Annotated in this window: 26 protein-coding genes; 8 read left to right on the forward strand and 18 right to left on the reverse strand. The window is 71.1% G+C overall.

Going from position 1 to position 25,408, the window contains the following annotated elements:
• Positions 1-27: 27 nt before the first annotated feature.
• The 5 genes from H8838_RS07970 to H8838_RS07990 form a co-directional block, all read right to left on the reverse strand.
• Positions 28-861, reverse strand: a complete 834-nt coding sequence (locus tag H8838_RS07970; RefSeq protein ID WP_185994929.1) for a glycosyltransferase family 2 protein — start codon at positions 859-861, stop codon at positions 28-30.
• Positions 858-1,787, reverse strand: a complete 930-nt coding sequence (locus H8838_RS07975) for an NAD-dependent epimerase/dehydratase family protein (protein ID WP_185994928.1) — start codon at positions 1,785-1,787, stop codon at positions 858-860. The genes H8838_RS07970 and H8838_RS07975 overlap by 4 nt, the downstream gene beginning before the upstream one ends.
• The gene (locus H8838_RS07980; RefSeq protein ID WP_224766463.1) at positions 1,784-2,833 is read right to left on the reverse strand and encodes a glycosyltransferase family 2 protein; all 1,050 of its coding nucleotides are present in this window, start codon (positions 2,831-2,833) and stop codon (positions 1,784-1,786) included. The genes H8838_RS07975 and H8838_RS07980 overlap by 4 nt, the downstream gene beginning before the upstream one ends.
• 81 nt (positions 2,834-2,914) lie before the next feature.
• Entirely contained in the window at positions 2,915-3,193 is a 279-nt protein-coding gene (locus H8838_RS07985; protein ID WP_185994926.1) for an Lrp/AsnC family transcriptional regulator, read from the reverse strand.
• A 10-nt stretch (positions 3,194-3,203) separates the two neighbouring features.
• Complete coding sequence (locus tag H8838_RS07990) at positions 3,204-4,985, reverse strand: DEDD exonuclease domain-containing protein (protein ID WP_185994925.1); 1,782 nt, start codon at positions 4,983-4,985, stop codon at positions 3,204-3,206.
• A 90-nt stretch (positions 4,986-5,075) separates the two neighbouring features.
• Here H8838_RS07990 and H8838_RS07995 point away from each other — a divergent pair, with 90 nt between their 5' ends.
• The 3 genes from H8838_RS07995 to H8838_RS08005 all read left to right on the forward strand — a co-directional run bounded on the left by H8838_RS07995 (position 5,076) and on the right by H8838_RS08005 (position 7,653).
• Positions 5,076-5,282, forward strand: coding sequence for a hypothetical protein (locus tag H8838_RS07995; RefSeq protein WP_181310597.1), 207 nt, complete (start codon positions 5,076-5,078; stop codon positions 5,280-5,282).
• Positions 5,283-5,397: 115 nt separating this feature from the next.
• Positions 5,398-6,387 carry a C40 family peptidase gene (locus H8838_RS08000; protein ID WP_185994924.1) on the forward strand — a complete coding sequence of 330 codons (990 nt, stop codon included), beginning with the start codon at positions 5,398-5,400 and terminating at the stop codon, positions 6,385-6,387.
• Between the two features lie 48 nt (positions 6,388-6,435).
• The gene (locus H8838_RS08005; RefSeq protein ID WP_185994923.1) at positions 6,436-7,653 is read left to right on the forward strand and encodes a M48 family metalloprotease; all 1,218 of its coding nucleotides are present in this window, start codon (positions 6,436-6,438) and stop codon (positions 7,651-7,653) included.
• A 16-nt stretch (positions 7,654-7,669) separates the two neighbouring features.
• Here the strand turns inward: H8838_RS08005 and H8838_RS08010 are convergent, their stop codons facing one another.
• The 10 genes from H8838_RS08010 to H8838_RS08055 all read right to left on the reverse strand — a co-directional run bounded on the left by H8838_RS08010 (position 7,670) and on the right by H8838_RS08055 (position 18,895).
• Positions 7,670-7,876 (reverse strand): Flp family type IVb pilin, encoded by a 207-nt coding sequence (locus H8838_RS08010; protein ID WP_224766464.1) that lies wholly within the window; start codon positions 7,874-7,876, stop codon positions 7,670-7,672.
• A 96-nt stretch (positions 7,877-7,972) separates the two neighbouring features.
• Complete coding sequence (locus H8838_RS08015) at positions 7,973-8,173, reverse strand: Flp family type IVb pilin (protein WP_185994922.1); 201 nt, start codon at positions 8,171-8,173, stop codon at positions 7,973-7,975.
• A 164-nt stretch (positions 8,174-8,337) separates the two neighbouring features.
• Complete coding sequence (locus H8838_RS08020) at positions 8,338-9,006, reverse strand: response regulator transcription factor (RefSeq protein WP_185994921.1); 669 nt, start codon at positions 9,004-9,006, stop codon at positions 8,338-8,340.
• Positions 9,003-10,601, reverse strand: coding sequence for a sensor histidine kinase (locus tag H8838_RS08025; protein ID WP_185994920.1), 1,599 nt, complete (start codon positions 10,599-10,601; stop codon positions 9,003-9,005). Before H8838_RS08025 ends, H8838_RS08020 begins: the two co-directional genes overlap by 4 nt.
• Positions 10,601-11,524, reverse strand: a complete 924-nt coding sequence (locus H8838_RS08030; RefSeq protein ID WP_185994919.1) for a type II secretion system F family protein — start codon at positions 11,522-11,524, stop codon at positions 10,601-10,603. The genes H8838_RS08025 and H8838_RS08030 overlap by 1 nt, the downstream gene beginning before the upstream one ends.
• Entirely contained in the window at positions 11,524-13,425 is a 1,902-nt protein-coding gene (locus H8838_RS08035) for a type II secretion system F family protein (RefSeq protein WP_185994918.1), read from the reverse strand. Before H8838_RS08035 ends, H8838_RS08030 begins: the two co-directional genes overlap by 1 nt.
• Positions 13,425-14,945, reverse strand: coding sequence for a CpaF family protein (locus H8838_RS08040; protein ID WP_181310605.1), 1,521 nt, complete (start codon positions 14,943-14,945; stop codon positions 13,425-13,427). Before H8838_RS08040 ends, H8838_RS08035 begins: the two co-directional genes overlap by 1 nt.
• A gap of 4 nt (positions 14,946-14,949) precedes the next feature.
• Positions 14,950-16,212 carry an AAA family ATPase gene (locus H8838_RS08045; protein ID WP_185994917.1) on the reverse strand — a complete coding sequence of 421 codons (1,263 nt, stop codon included), beginning with the start codon at positions 16,210-16,212 and terminating at the stop codon, positions 14,950-14,952.
• A gap of 10 nt (positions 16,213-16,222) precedes the next feature.
• On the reverse strand, positions 16,223-16,951 hold the full coding sequence (gene cpaB / locus H8838_RS08050; protein ID WP_185994916.1) for a Flp pilus assembly protein CpaB: 729 nt from the start codon (positions 16,949-16,951) through the stop codon (positions 16,223-16,225).
• 156 nt (positions 16,952-17,107) lie between these two features.
• Entirely contained in the window at positions 17,108-18,895 is a 1,788-nt protein-coding gene (locus tag H8838_RS08055) for an AMP-dependent synthetase/ligase (protein ID WP_185994915.1), read from the reverse strand.
• 133 nt (positions 18,896-19,028) lie between these two features.
• Here H8838_RS08055 and H8838_RS08060 point away from each other — a divergent pair, with 133 nt between their 5' ends.
• Genes H8838_RS08060 through H8838_RS08075 form a run of 4 tightly spaced genes read left to right on the forward strand, consistent with a single transcriptional unit; the run spans position 19,029 to position 22,043 of the window.
• Complete coding sequence (locus tag H8838_RS08060; protein WP_181310609.1) at positions 19,029-19,466, forward strand: SRPBCC family protein; 438 nt, start codon at positions 19,029-19,031, stop codon at positions 19,464-19,466.
• A 2-nt stretch (positions 19,467-19,468) separates the two neighbouring features.
• Positions 19,469-20,638 (forward strand): ArsA family ATPase, encoded by a 1,170-nt coding sequence (locus H8838_RS08065; protein WP_185994914.1) that lies wholly within the window; start codon positions 19,469-19,471, stop codon positions 20,636-20,638.
• On the forward strand, positions 20,635-21,087 hold the full coding sequence (locus tag H8838_RS08070; protein WP_185994913.1) for a hypothetical protein: 453 nt from the start codon (positions 20,635-20,637) through the stop codon (positions 21,085-21,087). Before H8838_RS08065 ends, H8838_RS08070 begins: the two co-directional genes overlap by 4 nt.
• Entirely contained in the window at positions 21,084-22,043 is a 960-nt protein-coding gene (locus H8838_RS08075; protein ID WP_185994912.1) for an ROK family protein, read from the forward strand. The genes H8838_RS08070 and H8838_RS08075 overlap by 4 nt, the downstream gene beginning before the upstream one ends.
• 13 nt (positions 22,044-22,056) lie before the next feature.
• On the opposite strand, the gene H8838_RS08080 is transcribed toward H8838_RS08075, so the two are convergent.
• Genes H8838_RS08080 through H8838_RS08090 form a run of 3 tightly spaced genes read right to left on the reverse strand, consistent with a single transcriptional unit; the run spans position 22,057 to position 24,601 of the window.
• On the reverse strand, positions 22,057-23,295 hold the full coding sequence (locus tag H8838_RS08080; RefSeq protein ID WP_185994911.1) for an ornithine cyclodeaminase: 1,239 nt from the start codon (positions 23,293-23,295) through the stop codon (positions 22,057-22,059).
• A gap of 56 nt (positions 23,296-23,351) precedes the next feature.
• The gene (locus H8838_RS08085) at positions 23,352-23,798 is read right to left on the reverse strand and encodes a hypothetical protein (RefSeq protein WP_185994910.1); all 447 of its coding nucleotides are present in this window, start codon (positions 23,796-23,798) and stop codon (positions 23,352-23,354) included.
• The gene (locus H8838_RS08090) at positions 23,795-24,601 is read right to left on the reverse strand and encodes an alpha/beta hydrolase (protein WP_185994909.1); all 807 of its coding nucleotides are present in this window, start codon (positions 24,599-24,601) and stop codon (positions 23,795-23,797) included. Before H8838_RS08090 ends, H8838_RS08085 begins: the two co-directional genes overlap by 4 nt.
• Positions 24,602-24,646: 45 nt before the next feature.
• Here H8838_RS08090 and H8838_RS08095 point away from each other — a divergent pair, with 45 nt between their 5' ends.
• Entirely contained in the window at positions 24,647-25,408 is a 762-nt protein-coding gene (locus H8838_RS08095) for a lysophospholipid acyltransferase family protein (RefSeq protein WP_185994908.1), read from the forward strand.

Consider the following 25,408-nt stretch of genomic DNA (forward strand, 5'->3'; position numbering starts at 1 on the left):
TCACCCGGACCGGGCTGGGGGATGCGCTCACATGTGCCGGCGCCACGCGACGTAAGCCATCCGGCGGACCGCCGACGCGGTCGTTGCGCGCACGTCACCGCACGCCAGGTCCCGTCTCCGCACAGTTCCGGGATGGCGGTCGCGGTACTCACGGTGGAGCGCCCGCGCCTGGGCCGCCTGCACCGAGGCCAGGCGCACGCTCCACTGACCGCGCGTCACCCGGAAGGAGGCCAGCACCTCGTCGACCCCCACCATGTCGTGCCCCTCCAGCACCCGCATGTAGGCGTGCTGATCGATCAGGTACGGGTAGTGAGTGCTCCAGGCCCCCGCCTCGACCAGAGCCGCGCGTCTGAACAGCACGGTGCCTGGCTCCCCGAGCAGGTTGGAGCCGGACCGCACCAGGGTCCCGACGGCGGTCAGACCGTCCTGGAGGCCGGTGAGGGGCCCGAGCCCGCGCTGCTCCAGCAGCACGACGCCGGACCGACCGATCAGCCGGCGCTTGGCCGAGACGAGCGCCGCGCTGGGGTGCTCCTCCAGGGCCGCCACCTGTCGCTCGACGCAGTCGGGGGTGACGAGGTCGTCGGCGCACAGGAGCTTGACGAGCTCGCCGGAGGCCATCTCCGTGGCCGCGTTCCAGTTCCGCTGGGCTCCGCCACCAGCCGTGATCCGTCGCAGCGCCACCCGATCGCGGTAGGACTGCAGGAGCTGCCAGGTGCCGTCCGTCGAGGCGTGGTCGCTCACGCAGATCTCGATCCGCGGATAGGTCTGGGAGAGCGCCGACTCCAGGGTGGTCGAGAGTTGCCCGACGCTCTGGTAGGTGGGGATGACGAGGGAGACCAGCGGTCGCCCGTCGACGGTCATCGCAGGGCCGCTTCGCGAGCCAAGTCCCGGTGGTTCCGTCTCGTGGAGACGTCCTCCCAGGTCAGCCTGATGCCGAGGGCCAAGGGGGTCCGCGCGAGCGTGTCCAGGTCGGTCCACACCGCGGAGCGGAGCCGCAGGTCGCGCCCCTGTCCGTGGTCGTGGGCCTGCCGCTGGACGACGCGGCACGGACGCCGGAACGCCCGGTTGGCCTCGTGCACGACCATCCCGATGGTCGAGCTGCGACCAGATGCGAACACCTTCAACCGGGTGGTACCCGCCGGCTCGGCGGCCGAGCGGTCCATCGCGGCGCTGACCATGGCGGCTGCATCGTCCACGTAGAGGTAGTCGCGCAGCGTGTCGAAGGAGACGAAGACGCCCAAGGCCTCCCGACGGGCCTGGGCGCGACAGATCTGGGAGATGAGACCTTGGGGCTTCTCGAGGTTCTGCCCGGGGCCGTACAGGTTCGAGAAGCGCCCGACCAGCACTCGGGTGCCCGCGTTGCGCAGTCCCAGGGCGATCTCCTCCATCGCCAGCTTCGCCGCCCCGTAGGCGGACCCCGCCACCGCTCGGGAGTGCTCGTCGTACGGCGCTTCGTCCGGGGAGCCGCCGTACGCACCGCCAGCCGAGGACGCGAGGAACATCAGGCCAGGAGCCGGGGTCAGGTCGGCACAGAAGCGCCGGAAGAGCTCCACCTCGCCCGCCAGGTGCTCAGCACCTGCGCCGACGGTCCCGCTGCCGGCACACCACACGAGGCGCCAGTCCGGCGCCTCCGCCGCCACGGCGGCGGCAACGGCGTGCAGTGCCTCGAGGGCCGCGTCCGCATCGGCCCACGGCACCTCCACCGTGCGGAGGTCGACCCGGTCTGCGAGCAGGCGGCGAGCGACGGCCGACCCGAGCAGTCCTCGCCCCACCAGGAGCGTGGTCACGGGACGGTCCGCAGGGACGGCGGCGCTCCCTCGACCGGGGCGGCGACGCCCAGGACCGCTGACCGCCCCTGGAGCGGGCCGGTGTGCCGGTCGGAGACGATGAGGTACAACGGTCGCCCCATTGCCATGTTCACCGCGATGCCGACGTACTCGGCCACCACCCCCAGTGCGAGCATGGTGATGCCAGAGGTGACGAGCAGGATGACCACGACGGACGCCCATCCCGCGATCGGGATGTTCCCCATGATGCGGCCGACGACGATGTACATCGACAGCAGCACGCCGGTGACCGCGACGACGAAGCCGGACAGGCTCACGATGCGCAGCGGTCGTACGCCCGCGGTGAGGATGAGACGCCAGTAGTGGGACAGCAGCGAGCGGGTGCGGTACCCGGACGACGCCCGGCCCTCGGTGCGCACCTCGACGTCGGCCGTCGTCACCCGCCGGGCCACCCAGCTGAGCGCGACGTCGAGGTAGACGCCCGATCCGGCGTAGGCCGCGACCGATCGGGCCACGTCCCCGAGGATCAACCGGTAGGAGTGGAAGTGCTCGGGGTTCCCGTGGCTGCTCAGGGCCCGGGCGAGCCTCTTCGCGCTGCGCGACGCGGTGTTCCGCGCCCAGCCGTGCGGGGGCTCGTTCGTGGGGCTCGCGTAGACAAGGTCGGCCTGGGCCGCCAGAGCCACGTCCAGCATGCGGCCGATGTCCCGGGGGTCGTGCTGACCGTCCTCGTCCAGGGTGACCACCCAGTCGCCCCCCGATGAGGAGATCCCCGCCAAGGTCGCGGCGTGCTGGCCGAAGTTACGGCTCAGCCACACGGGGCGGACCCACGGGAGCTCCTCGCTGAGCCGACGGATGCAGCTGTCCGACCGGTCGGGTCCGCAGTCGTGCACCAGCAGGACCTCGGTGACCCGCGCCAGGTGGCCGTCAGGCGTGCTGAACTCCTGGGTCAGCGGGGCCAGCTCGGACACCAGGGACGGCAGCGTCTCCTCGCCCTGGTGGACGGGGATCACCACCGAGACGTGATGGAGAGGCCATCGGGAAGACACGCCTGGAACCATAGGGCCCGGGCACTCCCGGTGACCGGGAAACGGCCGATCTCGCCGGAAACCCGAGGGGGGTGCCGCGGCCTAGTCCAGACCGATCGAGAACGCCGCCTCCAAGTCGTGCTGGGAGTAGGCGCGGAACGCGATGTGCGTCTCGGTCGCCTGCACCCCTGGCACCTTGTTGAGCTGGTCGGCGACCACGGAGGCCACGTCCTCGTGCCGGCTCACCCGGACCAGGGCGATCAGGTCGATCTGCCCGGTGACCGAGTAGACCTCGCTCACCCCGTTGAGGGCGGCGATCGCCTCAGCGACCTCGGGGATGCGGGCCACGTCGGCCTTGACGAAGACGATGGCGGTGATCATGGGTCCGAGACTATCGAGCCGGCTGGTGCACCGGCGAGGGGAGACGCTGCTCGTCGAAGGGGACCAGCGAGAGTCGTGAGTGGGCGACCGCGTCGTGCAGGGCCATGTGCCGACCGGCGCCGGCCAGCGGACAGGACCATTCACCCTGCACGTCGATCAGGCGGACCCCCGGCTTCTCCAGCCACCGCAGGATGCGCTCGGTCTCCTCGGCGCTGGCAGCCGGCACCGGTCCGGGCCCTCCGACCACGGTCTCGGCGCTCGAGCGCAGCTCGTCGACAAACTGGTGAGCATTCGCGCTGGCTGGGATCACACCAGCGGCCGCGAGTCGGCCGTGCCGCACGACGTGGACCGCCCAGCGGCCGTCGTCCTCCCGGCGACCCGCCACCACCTCCGGGCACCGGGTCAGGGCCGAGAGCCGCTGGGTGCGGGCAGCGGAACGGACGAACGCGGCCAACCGGTCCCGGTGGGCCGCCGCTTCCTCGAACCGTTCGTCGGCGGCCAGCGCCTCCATCCGTTCGGTGATCCGTGAGACCACGGGGTCGGGACGGCGGACCAGGGTCTCGCGCAACTGGTCGACGAGGACGGCGTAGGTGGGGGAGTCGACGGAGCCGTCGCACGGCGCGAGACAGCGCTTCATCTCCGCCAGCGCGCAGGCCGAGCGGGACGGGGCTGCGGGCAGCCGGCCGCTGCACTGCCTGACGGGGAAGACATCGTGCAGCGCCTCCAGGCACTTCTCGGCAACCCGGCGGGAGGAGAACGGGCCCACGTAGTCAGCCTGGTCGTCGAGCACCTTGCGGACCAGGGAGAGGCGCGGCCAGGGCTCGCGGGTGAGCTTGAGGAAGTGTGCCTTCTCGGGGAAGCGGGAGCGCCGGTTGTAACGCGGCTTGTGCTCCGCGATCAGGCGGAGCTCGCGGACCTCCGCCTCGAGTGGGGTGGCGCACTCGATGCCGGTGACGCTGGTCGCCAGCGCCACCATCTCACCCATCCGGGACCGGGTCTCGGAGGCGGTGAAGTAGGTGCGCACCCGGGTACGCAGGTCGCGCGAGGTACCGATGTAGAGCACCCGGGCGCTGTCGTCGCGGAAGAGGTAGACACCGGGGGAGCGGGGCAGGGACTCGGCCAGGTGTCGCTTGCGGCGCTGGGCCGAGCTGACCTTGGCGCTGAACGTCTGCAGCTCCTCCAGGGTGTGCACGCCCAGGCTCCCCAGCCGCTCGAGCAGCCCGTGCAGCACGTCGACGGTCGCCCGGGCATCGGCCAGAGCGCGGTGGTTGGGCGTCGTGGCGGAGCCGAAGAGCCGGGCGAGGCTGGACAGCTTGCAGTTGGGGGTCTCGTCGCGGGTGACGACCCGGCGCGCGATCTTGGCGGTGTCGAGGACCTCGAACCGTGGCCAGGGCCGGTCCTGGAGCCTGGCGAAGTGCTGGAGGAACCCGACGTCGAACGGCGCGTTGTGGGCTACCAGCACCGACCCCGCGGCGAACTCGAGGAACGCAGGCAGAGCGGAGTCGATCGAGGGGGAGTCGGCCACCATCGAGTTGGTGATCCCGGTCAGGACCGCGATGAAGGGTGGGATCTCGGCGTGCGGGTTGACCAGGGTCTGGAACTCGCCGATCACCTCGCCCCCGCGGACCTTGACCGCCCCGATCTCGGTGATCATGGACCCCCCGGCGGCGGACCCTCCGGTGGTCTCGAGGTCGACCACCGTGAAGGTCAGGTCGCGCAGCGGTCGGCCCAGCTCGTCGAAGCCCCGCTGGGTCTCCCATCGGGCGGTCCGGTCGAGGGCGGGGCTGCTCATGACCGGGAACGGTAGACGCGGCCTCCGACAACACGCTCGCTGGGCGCGTGTGGACGGGTCCTGTCGGAGGCCGGTGCTTGGCTCTGCGCCATGACCACGAGAATCGATTGCGACACCTGCGTGGTGCGCGGGCTGGCCTGCCACGACTGCGTGGTGACGGTGCTGCTGGGACCGCCGCCGGAGCTGACCTTCGAGGACGACGAGACGGCTGCGCTCGAGGCGCTGGCCGCCGGCGGGCTGGTGCCCCCGTTGCGGATGGTGCACCCGGTCTCCGCGCCCGTCATCGAATCTGCGTAATTCCGGTCCCGATCCACCGGAGTTTTGGACGCCCTCCTCGATCGCGACTAGCCTGTCGCAGGGCCTCCGGCGGGGGGCCTTCTCAGTACCCCCGAGCAGAGGAGACCCGCGGCTCGTGAGCCTCGACCGTAAGCGACTCAGCAGGATCGGCGTCGCCCTGACGGCGATCGCCGTGACCGGGTTCGTGGCCGCGCCGGTGCAGGCCGAGCCGGACATCGACGACGTCCAGGCCAAGGTCGACCGGCTCTACCACGAGGCGGAGCAGGCTCAGGAGAGCTACCACGAGGCCAACCTCAAGCTCGAGGCGCTGACGGAGGACCTGTCGTCGCTCAAGGCTGACGAGAAGCGCCAGGACGCACGCCTGGAGACCGTGCGCGAGCAGGTCCAGGAGTCGATCGTCCGGCAGTACCAGGGCGAGGGGATCTCGACCGTCGGCCAGGTCGTCGTCTCCGAGGACCCGAGTGCCTTCCTGGGCCAGCTCTCCACGATGTCGGCCTTCAACGACCTGCAGAGCGACCTGTTCGACACGTTCAGCACCGAGGCCGAGGCCCTGGACATCCGCCGGGAGGCCACCCGCGAACGTCACGCGGAGATCCAGGAGACCACCGAGGAGCTCTCCGAGCGCAAGGACGAGGTCGAGGCCAAGCTCGCCGAGGCCAAGCGCCTGCTGGGTCGGCTCGAGGCCGAGGAGCGCGAGCGTCTGCTGGCCTCCCGCAGCGCGGGCAGCACGCGCCTGCCGGCAAGCGTCCCCGCCTCCGGCCGCGCAGCGATCGCCGTCAAGACCGCGATGGCCCAGGTCGGTGACGCCTACGTCTACGGCGCGGCCGGTCCGAGCGCCTGGGACTGCTCCGGCCTGACCATGGTGGCCTGGGGTGCCGCCGGCGTCGGTCTTCCGCACTCTTCCAGCGCCCAGTTCAGCTCGGGCACGCGCGTCTCGCAGGACGACTTGCAGCCTGGCGACCTGGTCTTCTACTACAGCCCGATCAGCCACGTCGGGATGTACATCGGCAACGGACTGATCGTGCACGCCGCCAACCCAGGGGCCGGGGTCAAGGTGGACAGCGTGTTCTCGATGCCTTACGTCGGCGCCGTCCGGCCGGGCTGACCAGCGGGGCTGATCGCCAGCCCCTCAAGGGCCTGACAGGATCGAGGCGTGCCCTCGCCGTCCTCCTCCCGCCTCGTCGCGGGGTGCGTCCTGGTCGTCTCCGGGATCGCGTTCGACGTCCTGGCCTGGCAGCTGGTCCCGTGGCAGCCGGTGCCGGGAGGGGTTCCTGACCCGGTCGATCCGAGCACTCTCTTCTCGGCCGCGGAGATCGACCGTGCCGAGGCGTACTCTGCTCGGGCCCGCGCCTGGAGCTGGAGCTCGCTCGCCCTCACGCTGATCCTCCTGGTGGGTGCCGCGTTGGTCCCCGCCGTACGTCGCGGCGTCGCTCGCCTGCCCGGGCCGTGGTGGTGCCAGACCTACCTGGGCGTGTGCCTGGTGCTGCTCGCGGTTCGGCTGCTGACCCTGCCCTTCGCGGTGGGTGCCTGGCGGTTGCGACGCGAGAACGGCCTCTCCACGCAGGACTGGTCGACGTGGCTGATCGACCTGGGCAGGTCCGAGGCGGTCGAGACGGGCACGGTCGCGCTCGTGGTCCTGCTGGTCGTCGCGTTCGCCCGCCGGTGGCCCGTGTGGTGGCCCGCGCTCGCGGCCACGACGCTCGGCGCTCTGGTGGCGGGTGCCTCGCTGATCTACCCCGTGGTCGTGGAGCCGCTCTTCAACACGTTCGAGCCGCTGCCGGAGGGCGAGCTGCGCTCGGCGGTCACGGAGGTCGCGGCGGAGCAGGGCGTCTCGATCGACGACGTCGTGGTGGCCGACGCCTCCCGGCGGACCACCACGCTGAACGCCTGGGTCTCGGGTCTGGGCGGCACCCGTCGCGTGGTCCTCTACGACAACCTCGTCGACCAGGTGCCCCAGGATCAGGTGATGGCGGTCGTGGCGCACGAGCTGGCGCACGCGCGGCACGGTGACGTCCTCACGGGGACGGCGCTGGGAGTGGCCGGGGTGGGTGCCGGCGTCGGGCTGCTCGGACTGCTGTGGCCGGCACGCGGCAGGCTGCGGATCAGCGACGTGCGGGCCGTGCCGGCGTTGGTCGTGGTGCTGGTGCTGGGCATGCAGCTGGTGGCGCCGGCGCAGAACGCGATCAGCCGCCGGCTCGAGCTGCGGGCGGACGTGGAGGCTCTGGCCTCGACCGGTGACCCGGAGAGCTTCGTGGAGCTGCAGCGCCAACTCGCGGTCAGGTCGCTGAGCGATCCGACGCCGCCGGTCTGGTCGTCGTGGTGGTGGGGCAGCCACCCAGGCGTGCTGGTGCGGGTCGCGCTGGCCCGGTAGCCGGGCGCGGGGGGCGTTAGGGGGTGCACTCCGCCTGGAGGATGACGGTCTTCAGGCTCTCGCACGAGTCGTCGAAGAGTGCCAGAACAGAGCCGCCGAAGAGGAAGACCGCGGCGACCATGAGAGCCGCGATGCCAGCGACCAGCAGGCCGTACTCGACGGAGGAGGCGCCGCGCTCCGAGCGGGCACGGAGGAGAGGGCGGAGGAGCATGAGCAGGTACATGAAGTCTCCTTGACTGAGCCTCTTGCTGACTGGTTCCCCTGACGACAACGGCGCGGCCCCGTTCACCAGGGCCGCGCCGTCGTCACGAGCACGAGATCAGTTGGTGCCACCCTTGTTGCTGATGGCCTTGGAGGTGTCATTGAAGATGCCCGACACCAGGCCACCGAACGCGAAGACGGCGATCACGATGATGGCGGCGATGCCGGCGACCAGCAGGCCGTACTCGACGGCGGAGGCGCCGCGCTCGTCCATCTTGGACTTCTTGGCCTCGAGCAGGATGGTGAGGTACTGAATCATGGTGGTGATCCTTTCGGAGAATGCTCTGGGAGTGTTGGTCCGGCAGGCATTCCGCCTGATCGGTTGACCTCATCCTCTGCGAGTTCGCGGCCGCGCGAGATCGGCGGACCGGGCACGCTCTCGTAGTCACAAAGGACTACTCGGACGCGTGTCCGGGGGAGGGATCAGATACCCGTGGGGTTCATGGTCGACAGCAGCCCGCTGCGCATCGCCGTGACCAGCGCCTGCGCCCGGTTGGTGGCGCCCAGCTTCTGGTAGATCCGGGCGATGTGCGACTTCGCCGTGGACTCGCTCATGTAGAGCCGGCTGGCGATCTGCCCGGCCCCCAGGCCGTCCGCGAGCAGGACCAGGACCTCCTGCTCGCGGTCCGACAGTCGCGAGGTCTCCCCGCTCATCCGCCGGATCATCGCGGCGGAGAGGCTGGCACACAGGAAGGTCCTCGGGGAGACGGCTGCGTGCTTGGCCGCCTTGACCACCTCCGTCGACGGCGCGTCCTTGCCGACGAAGGCGGAGGCGCCGGCCTCCATGGCGGCGAAGATCTGCTCGTCACCCGAGTGCATGGTCAGCACCACCAGACCGGTCTCCGGAGCCTCCTTGCGCACCGCCCGCACGATGTCCAGACCTGTGCCGTCAGGCAGCTGCAGGTCGGTGACCACGACCTTGGGGCGGTGCTGCGCGAAGAGCTGCAGCGCCTGGGCCACGGACCCGGCCTGGTCGATCACCTCGGTGCTCGGGTCCAGCGAGAAGGCAGTGGCCAGCCCGGCTCGGATGAGCTCGTGGTCGTCCACGAGCAGGACCGGGGTGGGGGTGGGGTCGTCGACGTCGCTGGTCATGAGACCTTCGCACTCCTGTGGTCGGTGAACGCGGGTTGGATGGTGGAGCTCTCCAGCGGCGCCCCGACCCGGACCGAGACGACAGTGCCGCGGGCCGGACTGGAACGCACCTCGAGCACGCCGCCGATCAGGGCGGCCCGCTCCTTCATGATCGAGAGGCCGTGCGAGTCACGACGCCCGCCCTGCAGCCCGCCACCGTCGTCGCTGACCACGATCTGCGCGCTCGGCGCCTGGACCCGGCAGTGCACGTCGATCAGCGTGGCCCGGGAGTGCTTGACCGCGTTGTTCATCGCCTCCTGCGCGATCCGCAGGAGCTCGGCCTCCACCTCGTGCCGCAGGCGGCTGGTCCGTTCGTCCACCGTCACCTTGATCGGGATGCCGGAGACGTCGCTCAGGTGCCGGGCCAGGGTCGCGATCGCCGCGCCCAGGCTCTCGCTCGAGCCCGCCTGGGTGCGCAAGGTCATCACCGAGCGGCGTACCTCGGCGACCACCGTGGTGATCATCCGGCGCAGCTGGAGCAGCGCCTTCTCCTCGGCGGGTCCCGGGGCCGTGGAGAGCAACGCGTCCACCACGTAGCCCATCGAGGCGATGTCCTGGGCGACTCCGTCGTGCATCTCCCGTGCCAGCCGACGCCTCTCGTCGGACATCGCCGCGTCCCGGAAAGCGGTGAACAGCTGCGCGGTGTCCAGGCGCAGAGCGGCCGGAGTCAACCGGTCGGCGAGCTTCTCCAGCTGGCCCAGGACCGTGGCGGGGCTCGCGCTGGAGTCGGGTGCGAGCCGGCCGGTCACTACCGCGATGACCGAGCCGGACGTGTACACCGGGAAGCCGAAGTCCCGGGCCAGGACCCGGGGCTTCTCGTCCTCCCAGATCGCCTGCGCCAGCTCGTCGATCTCCGCGGGGTCGGGCTCCTCCTGGGACGACCGGCTCACCAGGGGGAGGAGCACGCCGTTCCGGCGCACGTGCAGGACCACTGTCTCCGCCGGGATCTCCTGGGTGACCTCTTCCAGGATGGCCCCGCCCATGCTCGTGGGGTCGAGTCCTCCTTCGAGCTTGGAGGAAAGCTCGTTCAGGTCCGCGATCAGCACCCGGGCCTCGCGGTACGCCGCGGTCCCTTCGTCCTGGGCGGCGGCTCCGACGAAGAAGCTCGTCACCAGGCCGATCCCGAGTCCGGTGACCAACCAGGTGAAGACGTCAGCGATCTGGGACGAGCTGAGGACGGGACCCGAGGCGAGGACGACGAGCGCGAACGTGGTGATCTGGACGCCCAGCGCCTCAGCCACCCCTCGGAACCCGCGCAGCAGCGCGTGCGTGAAGGGGGGCACGGCCAGGGCCGCGAGGATGCCCGGCGCGCTGAAGGTGAACCCGGCGGCGATGGTGGCGACCAGGACTGCTTCGACCAGGCACAGGAGCCACAGCGGGATCGGGGAGCGGAGCAGCCAGCTGGCGAGCACCCACAGCGTCGCGAGGCAGAAGAGCGCTCCCAGCCCACTGGTGCTGCGGCTCCAAGCGACCGACACGGCGATGGTGAGCAGGACGAAGGCCCGACCACCCTCGATGAGGCCGGCGTGCTGGAGGCGCTCGGCTCTCGCACGCATCAGGCGAAGGAGTCCATGATGCTGATCACGGCGGGACCGATCACCACGATGAAGAGGGTCGGCAGGATGCAGAAGATGAGCGGCACCGTCATCTTCACCGGGACCTGCTGCGCCTTCTCCTCGGCCTTCTGCCGACGCTTGGTCCGCATCTCCGAGGACTGGACCCGCAGCACCTGGGCGATCGGGATGCCGAACGCGTCCGCCTGCACCAGGGCGCTGACGAAGCTGCGCAGGTCGTCGAGGTTCGTCCGGTCCGCCAACGCCCGCAGGGCGTCGCCCCGACCAGTGCCGATCTGCATCTCCCTCAGGACGCGGGAGAACTCCTCGGCGAGCGGTCCGTCGGTGTTCCTGGCCACCTGCTGGACGGCGGCGTCGAAGGCGAGTCCCGACTCGACGCTGATGGTGAGCAGGTCGATCGCGTCGGCCAACCCCCGGCCGATCTCGTTCTGCCGGTCGTGGGCCTTCTGGTAGAGGAACATGTTCGGCCCGAAGTAGCCGGCGACGGCTCCCAGTGCCACGAAGACGACCTTGCCCATGAGCCCGAGGCTGAGCATGAACGAGAAGAGGAACGCCGCGCCCAGCCCGGCCACGGCCCCGATGACCTTCAGGGCGACGACCCGGTCCACGGTCCATCCGGTCGGGTTCCCCGCCAGCTCGAGCTTGCGGTAGGTCCGCTCGGTGCTGTCCGCGCCCGTGAAGCGGCGACCGATGGTCAGGGCCCGCCCCTGGAAGGGAGCCAGCACTCGCTCCGCGAACGGGCGGTCAAGCTCGGCCGTGAGCTCTTTCGGCACGTCGCCCATGGACTGCAGGGCGGCCAGCGAGCGGCTCAGCCCGGCTTCCTTGGTGGGGGCCGCGGTGGCCATGGCGACCAGGACGATGGACAGCGTGACCATCAGCAGGCCGAGCAAGAGATAGATCGTCATCAGACTTCCACCTTCACGAGTCGACTCATCCAGAAGGCGCCGACTCCGAGCATCACGGCGGCGCCGCCCAGCATCAGCCAGCCCAGGGGCTCGGCGAAGAGGACGCTCACGTAGTCGTAGCTGGTCAGCACGAGGTAGAGCAGGAAGACCGGCGGCAGACCGCCGAGGACGTACGCCGAGATCTTGCCCTCGGCGGCGAGTGCCTGCACCTGGCGGCGCATGTACTCGCGCTCGCGGATCGTGCCGGCGACGGTGTCCAGCAGCTCCGCCAGGTTTCCGCCGACCTGACGCTGGATCTTGATGGCCATGACGACCCAGTCGAAGTCCTTGCTGTCGAACCGGTCGGCGATGCCCTGCATGGCATCTTCGAGCGAGACGCCGAGCCGCGTCTCGACCAGCACCCGCTTGAACTCGCTGGCGATCGGCTCGGTGCCCTCGCGGACGATGGTGTCGACCGACTGCGCCAGGGAGAGGCCGGCGGACAAGGAGCCGGACATCAGCTGCAGGGTGTCGGGAAGAGCAGCGTTGAACTTCTTCACCCGCTTCTTCCGCGCCCTCCCCAGGTAGAGCCACGGGACCACGGTGCCGAGGGCGATGAAGAGCAGGCCGACGACGAGGTTGCCTCCGCTGAGGAGGGCACCCACCAGACCGGCGCCCACGATGATGCCCACGTGCAGCAGCAGCCACTCCGAGGACCGGAACCCGCTGTCGGCAGCCTCGAGCTTGCCGGCGATCCGCTCCTCGAGCGACTTGTTCCGCTTCAACACCGAGTCGGCCGCGCCGCGGAACTGGGCGAAGGTCTCGTCGGAGCCGCGAGCGCCCTTGGCCTGCTGGGGGGCCGGGCCGGTGGCCAGGCCGGCGTACATGGCGACCCGCTCCTCGGCGGTCAGCTCGCGCTTGGCCATGCCGGTGAGCAGTGCGCCGAGGAAGACCAGCAAGCCCACGCCGATCAGCGCGACGGCCGCCCACTTGCCCCACGAGGGGAGGAGCAGCCCGCGGTCGGCCGACGGCAGGGTGACCTCGGCGGCCTGCATGCCGGCCTTGCGTACGGGGGCGAAGACCTCGGCACTGAGGCTCCCGGCGTCGGTGGGCAGGGTCACCGCGACGGTGCCCTCGGCGCCGACCTCGTCGGGCAGGTCGGCGCTGATCAGCACCTGCCGGGCGAGGATCTCCGCCTCCTCGGAGAACGCTGCGGTGAGCGCGTCGATCTCGGCGCTGATCACCTCGCCGTTCCCCGCGGTGCTCAGCTGGGTGAGGGGACCGAGGTCCCCGTCCTGCTCGAGGGCGACGACGTCGACCAGGACGCCGGAGGTGGAGATCGCGCCGATCGCGTCGCTGAGCGGGGTCTTGCTGGTGTCCGCTCCGTCGGAGAGCACGAGCAGGCTGCGCTGCCCGGAGGTCCCGGCGAGCTCGGCGGCACCCATCACGCCCTCGTACAACCGGGTCTGGCGCGCCAGGGTCAGCGACTCCAGCGCGGCCCGGGCGCTCTCCCGGTCGGTGGTCGGCTCGACGGCGGTGACCACCTCGCGGTCGAAGGTGACCAGGCCGACCTTGACGTCGGCGGGCACCGAGGTGAGGTAGGCGTCGGCCGCGGCCTTGGCTGCTACGAACCGTTCGCCGTCCATCGACTTGCTGGTGTCGATGACCAGCACCGTGGTGCGCTCGACGGACGTGCCGCCGGCCGGCTCGGCCGTGGCGGTCGTGGCTGTGCCGTCGACGCTCAGCTGCACCCCCGCCAGGTCGACCTCCGCGCCCGGAGGGACGGTGACGAGCACCTGCACCCCGGTCTCGGTGGTCTGGACGTGGGTGATGGCGGCGTCGTCCTGGGCGTGGGCGGCGACGGGCAGCGACAGCAGGCCGGCGACGCCGAGTGCGGCGGCCAGCCGGGTCAGGCGGCGCATCAGAACCGCTCCGGGGCGAAGATCAGCGGGTCGACCTGCACGTTGTTGTAGGCCATCTTCTCCAGGAACTTCGGTCGCAGGCCCGTGGCCTTGAGGCCGCCGAGGGTGCGTCCCTCGGCGTCGAAGCCGGCGGAGTGGTCGTAGAGGAAGACGTCCTGCAGGGTGATGATGTCGCCCTCCATCCGCTCCACCTCGGTGACATGGGTGATGTGCCGGGAACCGTCCTTGAACCGGGTCTGGTGCACGATCAAGTCCACGGCGGAGGCCACCTGCTCCCGGATCGCCCGGATCGGCAGGTCCATCCCGGCCATCAGCACCAGGGTCTCCATGCGGGAGAGCGTGTCGCGGGGGCCGTTGGAGTGGACGGTGCAGATGGAGCCGTCGTGACCGGTGTTCATCGCCTGGAGCATGTCGAGGGCCGAGGCGTCACGGACCTCACCGACGATGATCCGGTCGGGACGCATGCGCAGGCTGTTCTTCACCAGGTCGCGGATTGTCACCGCACCCTTGCCCTCGATGTTGGACGGCCGGGACTCCAGCCGCACCACGTGCTCCTGCTTCAGCTGGAGCTCGGCGGCGTCCTCGATCGTCACGATCCGCTCGTCGGTCGGGATGAACGACGACAGGACGTTCAGGGTGGTGGTCTTCCCGGCGCCCGTGCTGCCGGAGACGATGATGTTGAGGCGCCCCTTGACGCAGGCGTCGAGGAACTCCTTGGTCCGCTGGCTGATCGAGCCGAACCGGACGAGGTCGTCGGCGGTCAGCGGGTCGGTGGAGAACTTGCGGATCGTGAGCGCGGAGCCGTCGATCGCCAGCGGCGGGACCACGGCGTTGACGCGGCTGCCGTCGGGCAGCCGCGCGTCCACCATCGGGCTGGACTCGTCGACGCGTCGGCCGATCCGGGAGACGATCTTGTCGATGGTCCGGCGCAGGTGCGCCTCGTCCTGGAAGATCGCGTCCGCCGCGACCAGCCGGCCCTTGCGCTCCAGCCAGATGCTGTGCGCGCCGTTGACCATGACCTCGGAGACCTCCGGGTCGCGCAGGTAGGGCTCGATCGGCCCGTACCCGAGGATGTCGTCGCTGATCTCGCTGGTGATCTGCTGGCGGTCTGCCGCGCTGATCGGCCGGTCGCTCCGCTTGAGCACGTCCGCGAGAGCGCCACGGACCTTCTGGTCCAGCTCGCTCTGCTCCAGGTTGGAGTCGTAGAGCTGCGGCCCGAGCTGCCGCAGCAGCTCGGCGTGCACCGAGGCCTTGAGCTCCTCGATGCGATCGGTGTTGGTGGGCTGGGCCCGCCGTCCCACGGCCACGTCGGGTCCGGGGGTACGGCGGTCGTTGAGCGGGGAGTCGGAGGCACCCGCCGCAGGGGAAGCGGGAGCCAGCGGCGGCTCCTCGGTCCGGATCTGCTGGGTGGGTGCCTCGACCGGCACCTGGGCGGTGAGGTCGGGGGTGAGCAGGCCGGCGGCGGCGGCGGCCTCCTCGGCGCGACGCCGGGCGGCCAGGCGCTCGGAGAGGTTGCTCATCTCGTCATCTCCTGCTGATGCGGAAGCGCTTCTGGCCCTCTTCGCGCTTCTCGGTGGGTGCGGGGGTGGGAGCCACGGGGGCGGGCATCTCGAGCTTGGGAGCCCTGGACGCCTTGGAGGACTTGCCCTTGGGTGCGGCGAGCGGCGAGGACATCGGGGTCTCGTGGCCCATCAGCTTCTCGGCCAGGGCGCGGACCGCCCTCGAGGAGGGGTGCGAGGGGGAGGAGAGCATCAACGGCCGGCCCGCGTTGGTGGCCTTGGCGATGTCCAGCGAGGTGGCCACCTGGGCCGCGACGTCCATGCCGAGGATGCCCTCGACCTTGTCCGCCCCGATGCCGACCTGCTCGTCGGCCCGGTTGAGCAGCAGGTGCCGGTGACCCTCGGCTACGCCCAGCACGTCGAGGGTCTCCAGCGCCACCTTGACGTTCTTCAGGGTGGGGACGTCCAGGGTCGCGACGATGATGCAGTCGTCGGTCTCGTCGAGCGCGGTCAGCGTCTGCTCGTCGAAGGCGGGTGCCGTGTCCAGCACCAGGTAGTCGAAGTGGTCCTGGAGGGTACGCAGCAGCCGGGTGACCAGCGCGCCCGTGACCCGCTCGCGGGCGTCGGGCTGGCTGGGAGCGGCCAGCACCATCAGGCCGCTCTCGTGGGGGGTCATGAGCTCCTCGATGAACGCGTAGTCCATCGACTGCTCGCCGCCGATGGCGTGCTCGATGGAGTGCGTCGGGAAGAGCTGCAGGGTGATCGCGATGTCGCCGAAGGCGAGGTCGAGGTCGACCACGCACACCTTGTTCTCCCCGCCGCGCATCAGCGCGATGCCGAGGTTCACCGACATGGTGGTCTTCCCGACCCCGCCCTTGGGGGAGAAGATCGTGATCACCCGGCCCAGGCGCGAGGACGGAGCGGCGTTGCCGCGCAGGGCCGCCCACAGGGCGTGCGCCCGCTGCAGGGCGGCGTTGACCTGGGGGAGGTCGGAGGCCGTGACCACCTCGCGCACACCGGCGTGCATGGCCTGGGTCAGGACGTCGGTGTCCACCGAGTCGCGCACCAGGACGACGCTCGCGGTGGGCAGGGCGGTCCGCATCCGGTCCGCGATCGCCATCGCCTCGGGGACTCCGAGGCTGGGTCCGAGCACCACGGCGTACTCGTCGGTGTGCAGCTGCAGCCAGCCGAAGAGCCGTTCCTGGCTGTCCGCCACCTGCGTGCCCGCCGGGAGCACGGTCAGCAGCGCCGCAGCCTTGGCTGGGTCCGCGTCGAGAAGGATCGGCATCGTGGGTCGCCTAGCTGAAGAGGTTCTGGAGGTTCGTGCCCGGGTTGGGCGCGATCTTGGTCGTGCCGGTGCGGAGCCCGAAGGAGAGCTCGCCGTTGGTGGCGGCGAACATGAGCTTCTCGGCCTGGGGCTGGTCGACCGCGAGCGTCAGCAGGGTCCGGGGGAGCTGCTCGGTCGTCTCCGCCCCCGTCTGGTCGGTGGAGGTGGTGGAGACCAGGGTGGTCGATCCGGCCGCGAGCACCTTCACCTCGGGCAGCAGCAGCCGGGTGAAGGGCTGGCCCTCCGGCCCGGTCCCGTTCAGCCAGACCGCCACGTCCGAGCCGGCCGAGACGAAGCCGGAGACCCGGGCGGTGTCGGTGAGCTGCACCGAGACCGCGAGCTTGCCGTTGGGGATCGGGAGGGCCGAGGACTCGCCCACGCCGCCGAACTTCTCCGGCACGATCTGCTCGCCCGGGTAGATGTTGGTGTTGGCCGCCAGCCCCTCGAGTGAGTCGATCGTGGTCACCGCCGAGGGGAGGACGGTGTTGCGGGGCAGGCTCTGACGCTGGATCTTGCCGCCGTTGGCGGCGTCAGCGATCGTCTCGCCGGTCACGATCGGGCTGACCGCGGTCAGCACCTCGACCGTGTCGTACTGCTCCGCCGCCCGGTTGTCCGCGCTCTCCACGTAGAGGTAGACGAGGGCGGTGCCGAACAGCGCCACGACGACGGCCACGACGAGCAGGAGCTTGCGTCGATCCATGGGTTGAGCCTCCGGTCTTGAGCAGACCGAGGCTCATCGCCCCCGGTACTGCGTTCCTGTCCAATGCGTCACACCATGCCCAAGTCGCAAGACGGGCGTGGCGAGAACTTCGGATCGAACGCTAGTGGTCTGTACCGGGTCTTGTTCGCGTTTTGGTCAAGGAAGGTAGAGGGCCTCGACCTCGTCACGGAACTCCCGCATGACCACGCTCCGCTTCAGCTTCAGACTGGGGGTCAGCTGCCCGCCCTCCTCGGTCCAGGAGGCCGTCAGGATGCGGTACTTGCGGATGGACTCGGCGCGGGAGACGGCCTTGTTGGCCTCCTCGATGGCGGCGTCGATCTCGGCGTGCAGGTCCTCGTCCGAGGCGAGCTGCTCGAGCGTCCCCTTCTTGCCGCGAGCCTCCGCCCAGCCGGGCACCGTCTCGGGGTCCAGGGTGACCAGGGCGCCGATGTAGGGCTGGCCGTCGCCGACCACGATGCACTGGTCGATCAGCAGGTGCGCGCGGAGCCGGTCCTCGAGCACCGCGGGGGCCACGTTCTTGCCGCCGGCGGTCACCAGGATCTCCTTCTTGCGGCCGGTGATCCGGACGAATCCCTCGTCGTCGATCTCCCCGACGTCGCCGGTGTGGAACCAGCCCTCGGCGTCGAGCACCTCGGCCGTCGCCTCCGGGTTGTTCCAGTAGCCGCTGAAGACCTGCCCGCCCTTGAAGATCAGCTCGCCGTCGTCGGCGACCCGCACGGTGGTGCCACCGAACGGACGGCCGACCGAGCCGACCTTGTGCGCCTGCGGCACGTTGACCGTCAGCGCGGCGGTGGTCTCGGTGAGCCCGTAGCCCTCCAGGATGGTCAGGCCGATGCCCCGGTAGAAGTGGCCGAGCCGCTCTCCCAGGGGTGCACCGCCGGAGACGGCGTGCCGGCACTGTCCGCCCAGCGCGGCCTCCAGCTTGCGGTAGACCAGCTTGGAGAAGAGCGCGTGCTGGAGTCGCAGAGCCACCGGGATGCGACCGCGGTCGCGGGCGCGCGACCAGGCGATGGCCACCTCGGCCGCCCGGTTGAAGATCTTGCCCTTGCCGTCCACCGCGGCGTTCTGCGAGGCGGTGTTGAAGACCTTCTCGAAGACCCGGGGAACGGCGAGGATGAAGGTGGGGCGGAAGACCTGGAGGTCGGCCACGAGGTTCTTGATGTCGGCGCTGTGGCCGAGCACCACGCGGCGCTTCACGGACCCGATCTGGATGATCCGCGCGAAGACGTGGGCCAGCGGGAGGAAGAGCAGCGTCGAGGCGCCCTCGGCGAAGAGCTCGTCGAGCTCGTCGGTGGCCACCCCCAGCTCGAACATGAAGTTGCCGTGCGTGAGCATGCAGCCCTTGGGCACGCCGGTGGTGCCGGAGGTGTAGATCAGGGTCGCGACGGTGTCCGGTCCCGCGTTCGTACGACGCCGCTCCAGCTCGTCGTCGTCGACGTCGTGGCCCAGCCCGGTCAGCACCTCGATCGCGCGGTCCTCGATCGACCACACGTGGTGGAGCTCCTCGAGTCCCGCGCGGGCGCTGCTGACCTTCGCCACGTGCTCGGGGCCCTCGCCGACCACGGCGCGGGCGCCGGAGTCGCCGAGGATCTGGCGAACCTGGTCGGCCGAGGAGGTCTCGTAGACCGGCACCGTGACGGCACCGGCGAACCAGATCGCGTAGTCCAGGAGCGTCCACTCGTAGCGGGTCTTGGAGATCAGGGCGACGCGGTCGCCGATCTCGATCCCCGCGGCGACGAGTCCTTTCGCGACGCCGCGCACCTGGGCGAGGAACTCCCCCGCGGTGACGTCGACCCATCCCTCGGGGGTGTTGCGCCGGAACGCCACCGAGTCCCCGGCTTCTCGGGCGTTGCGGACGATGTCGTCGGTGAGGTTGCCGCTGGTCGGCAGATCGGTGGTCAGCGGCGAGGAGAACTCACGCAAGTCAGGTGCCTCCTGGATCGGGGATTCAGAGCGCAGGTTACCGCCGGGTCCGGCGGCCGGATGATCCGGTAGGGTCGCAGCCTTGACCCGTGAGTCGGTCGTGCCGACCGGCGAAGACCCAGTGGAGGCAGGGATGGCCGAGCAGACCACGTCCTCGATCGTCATCGACGCCGAGCCGCGCGCCGTGATGGACGTCATCGCCGACTTCGAGGCCTACCCCGCGTGGGCCAAGGGGATGCGCAAGGTCGAGGTCCTGGACGCCGGCTCCCAGGGGCGGGCGGACAAGGTCTTCTTCTCCCTCGACGTCTCGCCGATCAAGGACGAGTACACCCTGGCGTACGAGTGGGACGGCGACGAGGCCGTCACCTGGACGCTCGTGGAGGGGAAGATGCTGCGCGCCCTCGACGGCGCCTACCTGCTCAAGGACCGTGGCGACGGCACCACCGAGGTGACGTACCGCCTGGCCCTGGACGTCTCCATCCCGGTCATCGGCATGCTCAAGCGCAAGGGCGAGAAGATCCTCATCGACACCGCGCTGAAGGGGCTCAAGAAGCGCGTCGAGTCGCTCTGACCTTGAGAGTCCTGCTCTTCACCGGCAAGGGCGGCGTCGGCAAGTCCACGGTCGCGGCCGGGACGGCCGCGGCGGCTGCCCGGTCCGGGCGCCGCACCCTGGTGCTCTCCACGGACGCCGCCCACTCCCTCGGTGACGTGTACGGCGTACCGGCGGGACCGGAGCCTACCGAGGTCGCGGAGCGGCTCTTCGTCGCGCAGGTCGACGCCCAGCGGCGCTTCGAGCAGTCGTGGGCCCAGATCCAGGAGTACCTCCGGGGGGTGCTGGACGTGGCCGGGGTGGACCCGGTCGCCGCCGAGGAGCTCACCGTCCTGCCCGGCGCGGAGGAGGTGCTCGCGCTGCTCGAGCTGCGGGCCCAGGCCCGGCAGGGGCAGTGGGACGTGATCGTCGTGGACTGCGCGCCCACGGCGGAGACCCTGCGACTGCTCGCACTGCCCGAGGCGCTGGGGTGGTACATGACCCGGGTCTTCCCGGTGCAGCGACGGATGGTGCGGACCCTGGGTCCGGTGCTCGGCCGGGCCGCGGGGGTCCCGATGCCAGGCGACCCCGTCTTCGGAGCCGTGGAGGACCTGCTGCGCGAGCTGGGAGAGGTCCGGGAGCTGCTGACCGGTCCCGGCGCCAGCGTGCGGCTCGTGCTGACCCCCGAGCGCGTCGTGCTCGCGGAGGCCCGCCGCTCCTGGACGACGCTCTCCCTGCTCGGCTACGCCGTGGACGGCGTCGTGGCCAACCGGGTCTTCCCGGGCGCCGAGGGTGATGAGTGGCGCGAGGGGTGGGTGCGGGCCCAGGCCGAGGTGCTCCGGGACCTGGAGCGCTCGTTCGACGGGCTCCCGGTCTGGCGCGCGGCGTACCGGGCCGAGGAGCCGGTGGGGGAGCAGGCGGTCGCCGCGATGGCGCTCGACCTCTATGCCGGGCAGGATCCGGTGGCACCACCCGCCGGGAGGGCGCCCTTCCGGGTCGAGCGCTCCGGAGCCCACCTGGTGATGACCGTGCGGCTCCCGCTGGTGGGGCCAAAGGAGGTCGAGCTGGCCAGACGAGGGGACGACCTCCTGGTCACCGTCGGCTCCTACCGCCGGGTGCTGTCGCTGCCCAGCGCCGTGCACGCCCTGCCGCTGGCCGGCGCCAGGGTGGAGGGTGGCAACCTGCAGGTCCGCTTCGAGGAGAAGGTCACATGAACCACACCGGGCAGGACGAGGGCGGTGCCGAGGAGGTCGGCACCCTGGGGGAGGAGACGGTACGGCTCCTGGGGTCGCTGGCGGGGTGGGTCCGTGAGCACGGCGCCGACCTGGGACACGGACTCGAGGATGCCGCCGAGCACGTGGCCGACTCCTGGCGCGAGGCCGACGAGCACCTGGCTACGGGCGCGCCCGAGTGCCAGGTCTGCCCGGTCTGCCGCGCCGTCCAGGCGGCGCGCAGCGTCAGTCCCGAGGTGAAGGGCCACCTCGCCTCTGCCGCCACCCACCTGCTCTCCGCCGCCACCTCGCTGCTCGCCGCGCAGCAGGCCGGGCCGTCGACCGGACCGGCGACCGGACCGAGCCGGGTCGAGCACATCGACCTGGGGGAGGACTGGCCCGAGGACCGGCCCGAGGACCGGCCCGAGGACAAGGACACCGGCACCTCGTGAGCTCGCCGGTGTGGATCGGGGTGGACATCGGGGGGACCAAGGTGCTCGCGGGCGTGGTCGGACCCGAGGGGACGGTCCTGCGCACGGCGCGGCTGGCCTCACCGGGGCGGCAGGCCACGGTGGCCGAGGTCGAGGACGCGCTGAGCGACGCGGTGGCCGCGGTGGCGGCGGGCGCCCCGGTCGCCGGGGTGGGCATCGCCGCCGCGGGCTTCGTGGACGCCGACGGCGAGCGGGTCCGGTTCGCTCCGCACCTGCCGTGGCGGGACGACCCGGTGCGGAGCCGGCTCACGGAACGCTGGGGTACGTCGGTCCTGCTGGAGAACGACGCGACGTGCGCGGCGGTGGCCGAGTCCGAGCTGGGGGCGGCCCACGGGGCCGGCTCCGCTGTGCTGGTCACCCTCGGCACCGGCATCGGTGGCGGCATCGCGGTCGGTGGCACGGTGCTGCGCGGTGCCGGCGGCATGGCCGGCGAGGTAGGACACATGAAGGTCCAGCCCGGTGGCGCGGTCTGCGAGTGCGGTGGTCGGGGGTGCTGGGAGCAGTACGCCTCCGGCCCGGCCCTGCTCCGCGGGGTCAGGGCCTCCTGGGAGCGCCGGGGCCCCGTGCTCCAGGAGCGCACCGGCGGTGACCCCGACCAGCTGACCGGGCCGATGGTGACCGAGGCGGCCGACCGCGGCGACCCCCTCGCCCAGGAGGTGCTCGAGGAGGTCGGGCGCTGGCTGGGCCTGGGCCTGTCCAACCTGGTCGCGGCGCTCGACCCCGAGTGCGTGGTGGTCGGCGGGGGGCTGGCGGCGGCCGGGGAGGCCGTGCTCGCACCGGCCCGGCGCGAGCTGGGAGCGCAGCTGGTGGGTCGCGGCCACCGGACGGCGCCTCCGGTCGTCACGGCCCTGCTCGGGCCGGAGGCCGGACTGGTCGGCGCGGCGCTGCTGGCCCGTGCTGCCGCCTCCGGCGCCTGACCGGACGCGCTCTTCAGTCCCGGCGGTACCCAGGCACCAGCTCGAGCGCCAGCTGCTCCAGGAAGAGCCCCACGTCGGTCACGATGCCCCGGGCCTGGGAGGAGCCGCGGTCGGCCAGCTTGGTCACCGTGGCGGGGTTGATGTCGACGCAGACCAGGGGGATGGAGGCGGGCAGGATGTTCCCGGTCGCCACGGAGTGCAGCATGGTGGCGACCATCAGGCAGAAGCCCACGTCCGGCAGCTCGGCCCGCATGGCGCGCTGGCCCTCCAGCACGTCGGTGTAGACGTCGGGCAGGGGTCCGTCGTCGCGCACGGACCCGACCAGCACGAAGCTCTTCCCGGTGGTGACCAGCGCGTGCATGATCCCTCCGGTGACCACCCCGTTCTCGACCGCGGCGGCGATCGACCCCTCCTTGCGGATGGTGTTCAGGGCCCGGATGTGGTGCTCGTGGCCGTGCTTGACCCCTCGGCCGTGCGCCAGGTCGACGCCGAGGCTGGTCCCGTAGAGGCTGGCCTCGATGTCGTGGGTGGCCAGGGCGTTCCCGGCGAAGAGCACGTCCACGAAGCCGGCCTGCACCATCGCCACCATGGCCGGCGCCGCACCGGTGTGCACGACGCCCGGGCCGCCCACCCAGAGCACCTTCTTCCCGGCTGCCTTGGCCTCGCGCATCCCGTCGGCCACCTGGCGGACCAGGACGGCCTGGGGCTTCTCGGACGAGACGTCGGACTCCATGAAGCCGAAGTGCTCGTCGTCCTTGGTCACCACCGGCACCGTCACCCGGATGCCGGCCGCGCCGCAGACGACCTGCATCCCGCTGCGGACGTCGGACATCGGCATGGTCACCAGGCGGGTCTTCTCCGTGCCGCCGAGCACCACCAGCCCGCAGTCCATCTCCGGGTTCTCCACCTCGTGCCAGACCCCCTCGAGGCGGACCCGGGTGGGCAGGTTGGTGGTGGAGTAGAAGCCGTCGGGGAACACGCCGTCACGGCGGCACTCGGAGACCGACGCCTCGCCCGGGTCGACCATGTTGACGCCCCGCGTCTGCAGGCGCATGAGCAGGCGCTGCAGGGCCTCGTCGTCCTCGGCGGTCACCGTGATGGTCGCGGTGGAGGTGTCCGTCGCCTCCCGGCCCACGTCGATGCCGTTGATCACCCAGTCGCCCTCGTACTCCCGGATGTCGTCCAGGATCTCGGAGAGCACCCCGCTGTCCATCAGGTGCCCGGTCACTTCCACGTTCTCACTCACGCTCACCGTGCCGACTCTAGTGAACGCCGGCGAGGATCGAGGGACCCGGAGCGTGCCGTGCCTCAGACCACCGCGCCGTCGTCCCACGGGTCCCGCGGCTCGCGGCCCATGGTCGAGATCAGGTAGACGAATCCGGTCACGAATGCGAAGCAGATCGTCAGGACCAGCCAGGTCGGCGGGCCCAGCCCGAGGACGGCGAGCACGAGCATCGCCAGCGGGGCTCCGAGCACGCCGGTCCAGGCAGCGAGGCGCAGCGGGGTGGTCCGGGGCAGGGGAGCGGGCGGCGGGGGGACGAACCGGTCCTCGGCCTCGCTCGCGGCCTCGCGCTCCTCCATGTCCGGGTCCGGCTCCGGGACGTGGTCGTGCTCCTGGAACGGGGTGGGCTGCTCGAGCTGCTCGGGCTCCTCGACGTACGGCGGCGCGACGGAGCCGTCGTCGTCCAGCCGGGCACGCTCCCCGTAGTTGTCGACGATGGAGCGCCAGCGCTCGTCGTCGTCCCGTCCGCTCACGTCTCGAGGCTAGCCCGTGACCCCTGCGGGAGGCCCTCGGCGGTGACCCGGGAGACGAATGCCGCGGACTCCGCGCAGATCGTCTCGGCGTCGTGGTCGAGCGTGGCGACGTGGTAGCTGTCGGGCAGCACCCGCTCGGTCAGCTCCCGGCTGGAGACCTCGCGGGCGATGATCCGCGCCGACGACGGGTCGACCACGTGGTCCTCCGCGGACCGGAGCAGGAGCAGCGGGCTCGTCACCCGCGGAAGGTCGGCCCTCAGCGCTCGCCACTGCCGGGTGAGGGAGTGCAGCGCCCCGAGCGGGGTGCGGACGTAGCCGTGCTCGGTGACGCCGGGCTTGCGGATGTCGTCGGCCAGCCCCGGCACCGAGCCGACCAGGTGCTTGAGCAGGGGCAGGGCGAGCAGGTCCTTGCGGGTGGAGTGCACCGCCGGGTTGACCAGCACCAGTCCCGCCACCGCGTCGCCGTGCTCCGCCGCGAGCCGCAGCGCCAGGGTCCCGCCCATCGAGAGCCCGCCGACCACCACGGCGTCGCAGGTGCGTGAGAGCCGGAGGAACGTGCGCTCGATCTCGCCGTACCAGTCGTCCCAGCCGGTGGCGTCGAGATCCCGCCACGACGTCCCGTGACCGGGCAGCCGCGGCACCTCGACGGCGTACCCGTGCTGGGCCAGCGCCTCGCCCCAGGGCCTGATCGAGGCCGGGGAGCCGGTGAAGCCGTGGCTCAGCAGGACCCCCACCCGACGCCCGCCGGTGGCCTCGGGGCGGGCCGGCAGCGAGAGCGGACGGGCCCGCGGGTCGATCGACATGGGCGCATTCTGCACCAGGGGTTTTCCAGGGGCTAGGCTCGCGTCGTGCTCTACTGGTTCCTGAAGCGGATCGCCCTCGGCCCCCTCCTCCGTGTCGTCTTCCGCCCGGAGGTCTCGGGGCTGGAGAACGTCCCGTCCGAGGGGCCGGCGATCCTGGCCAGCAACCACCTCTCCTACGCCGACTGGCTGTTCATGCCGCTGACGCTGCCGCGTCGCGTGACCTTCGTGGCCAAGGCGGAGTACTTCAACTCACCGGGCATCAAGGGCTGGTTCCAGAAGCAGTTCTTCAGCGGGTCCGGCCAGGTCCCGATCGACCGCAGCGGAGCGAACGCCGCGGAGGGTGCGCTGAAGTCGGCCAAGAGGATCCTCGCCCAGGGCGACCTCTTCGGGATCTACCCCGAGGGGACGCGGTCCCACGACGGGCGCCTCTACCGGGGCAAGACCGGGGTGGCCCGGCTCGCCCTGGAGTCCGGCGCGCCGGTGATCCCGGTGGCGGTCGTCGGAACCGACGTGGTGGCGCCCCCCGGCAAGAAGTTCGGCACGATCACCCGTCCGTTGGTGCGCTTCGGCAAGCCGCTGGACTTCTCCCGCTACGAGGGGATGGAGAACGACCGCTACATCCTGCGGTCGATCACCGACGAGATCATGTACGAGATCATGCGGCTCTCCGGCCAGGAGTACGTCGACATGTATGCGGTCCGCGCCAAGGAGGAGTCCCGGAAGGCCTCCGACGACACCCGGCGCCTCGAGCGCGGCGGCGCGCCCGACCCGTCGGTCGACCGGGACCGGTCGAAGAAGGCGTCCTGA

It is taken from the genome of Nocardioides campestrisoli (assembly GCF_013624435.2).
Lineage (GTDB): Bacteria > Actinomycetota > Actinomycetes > Propionibacteriales > Nocardioidaceae > Nocardioides > Nocardioides campestrisoli.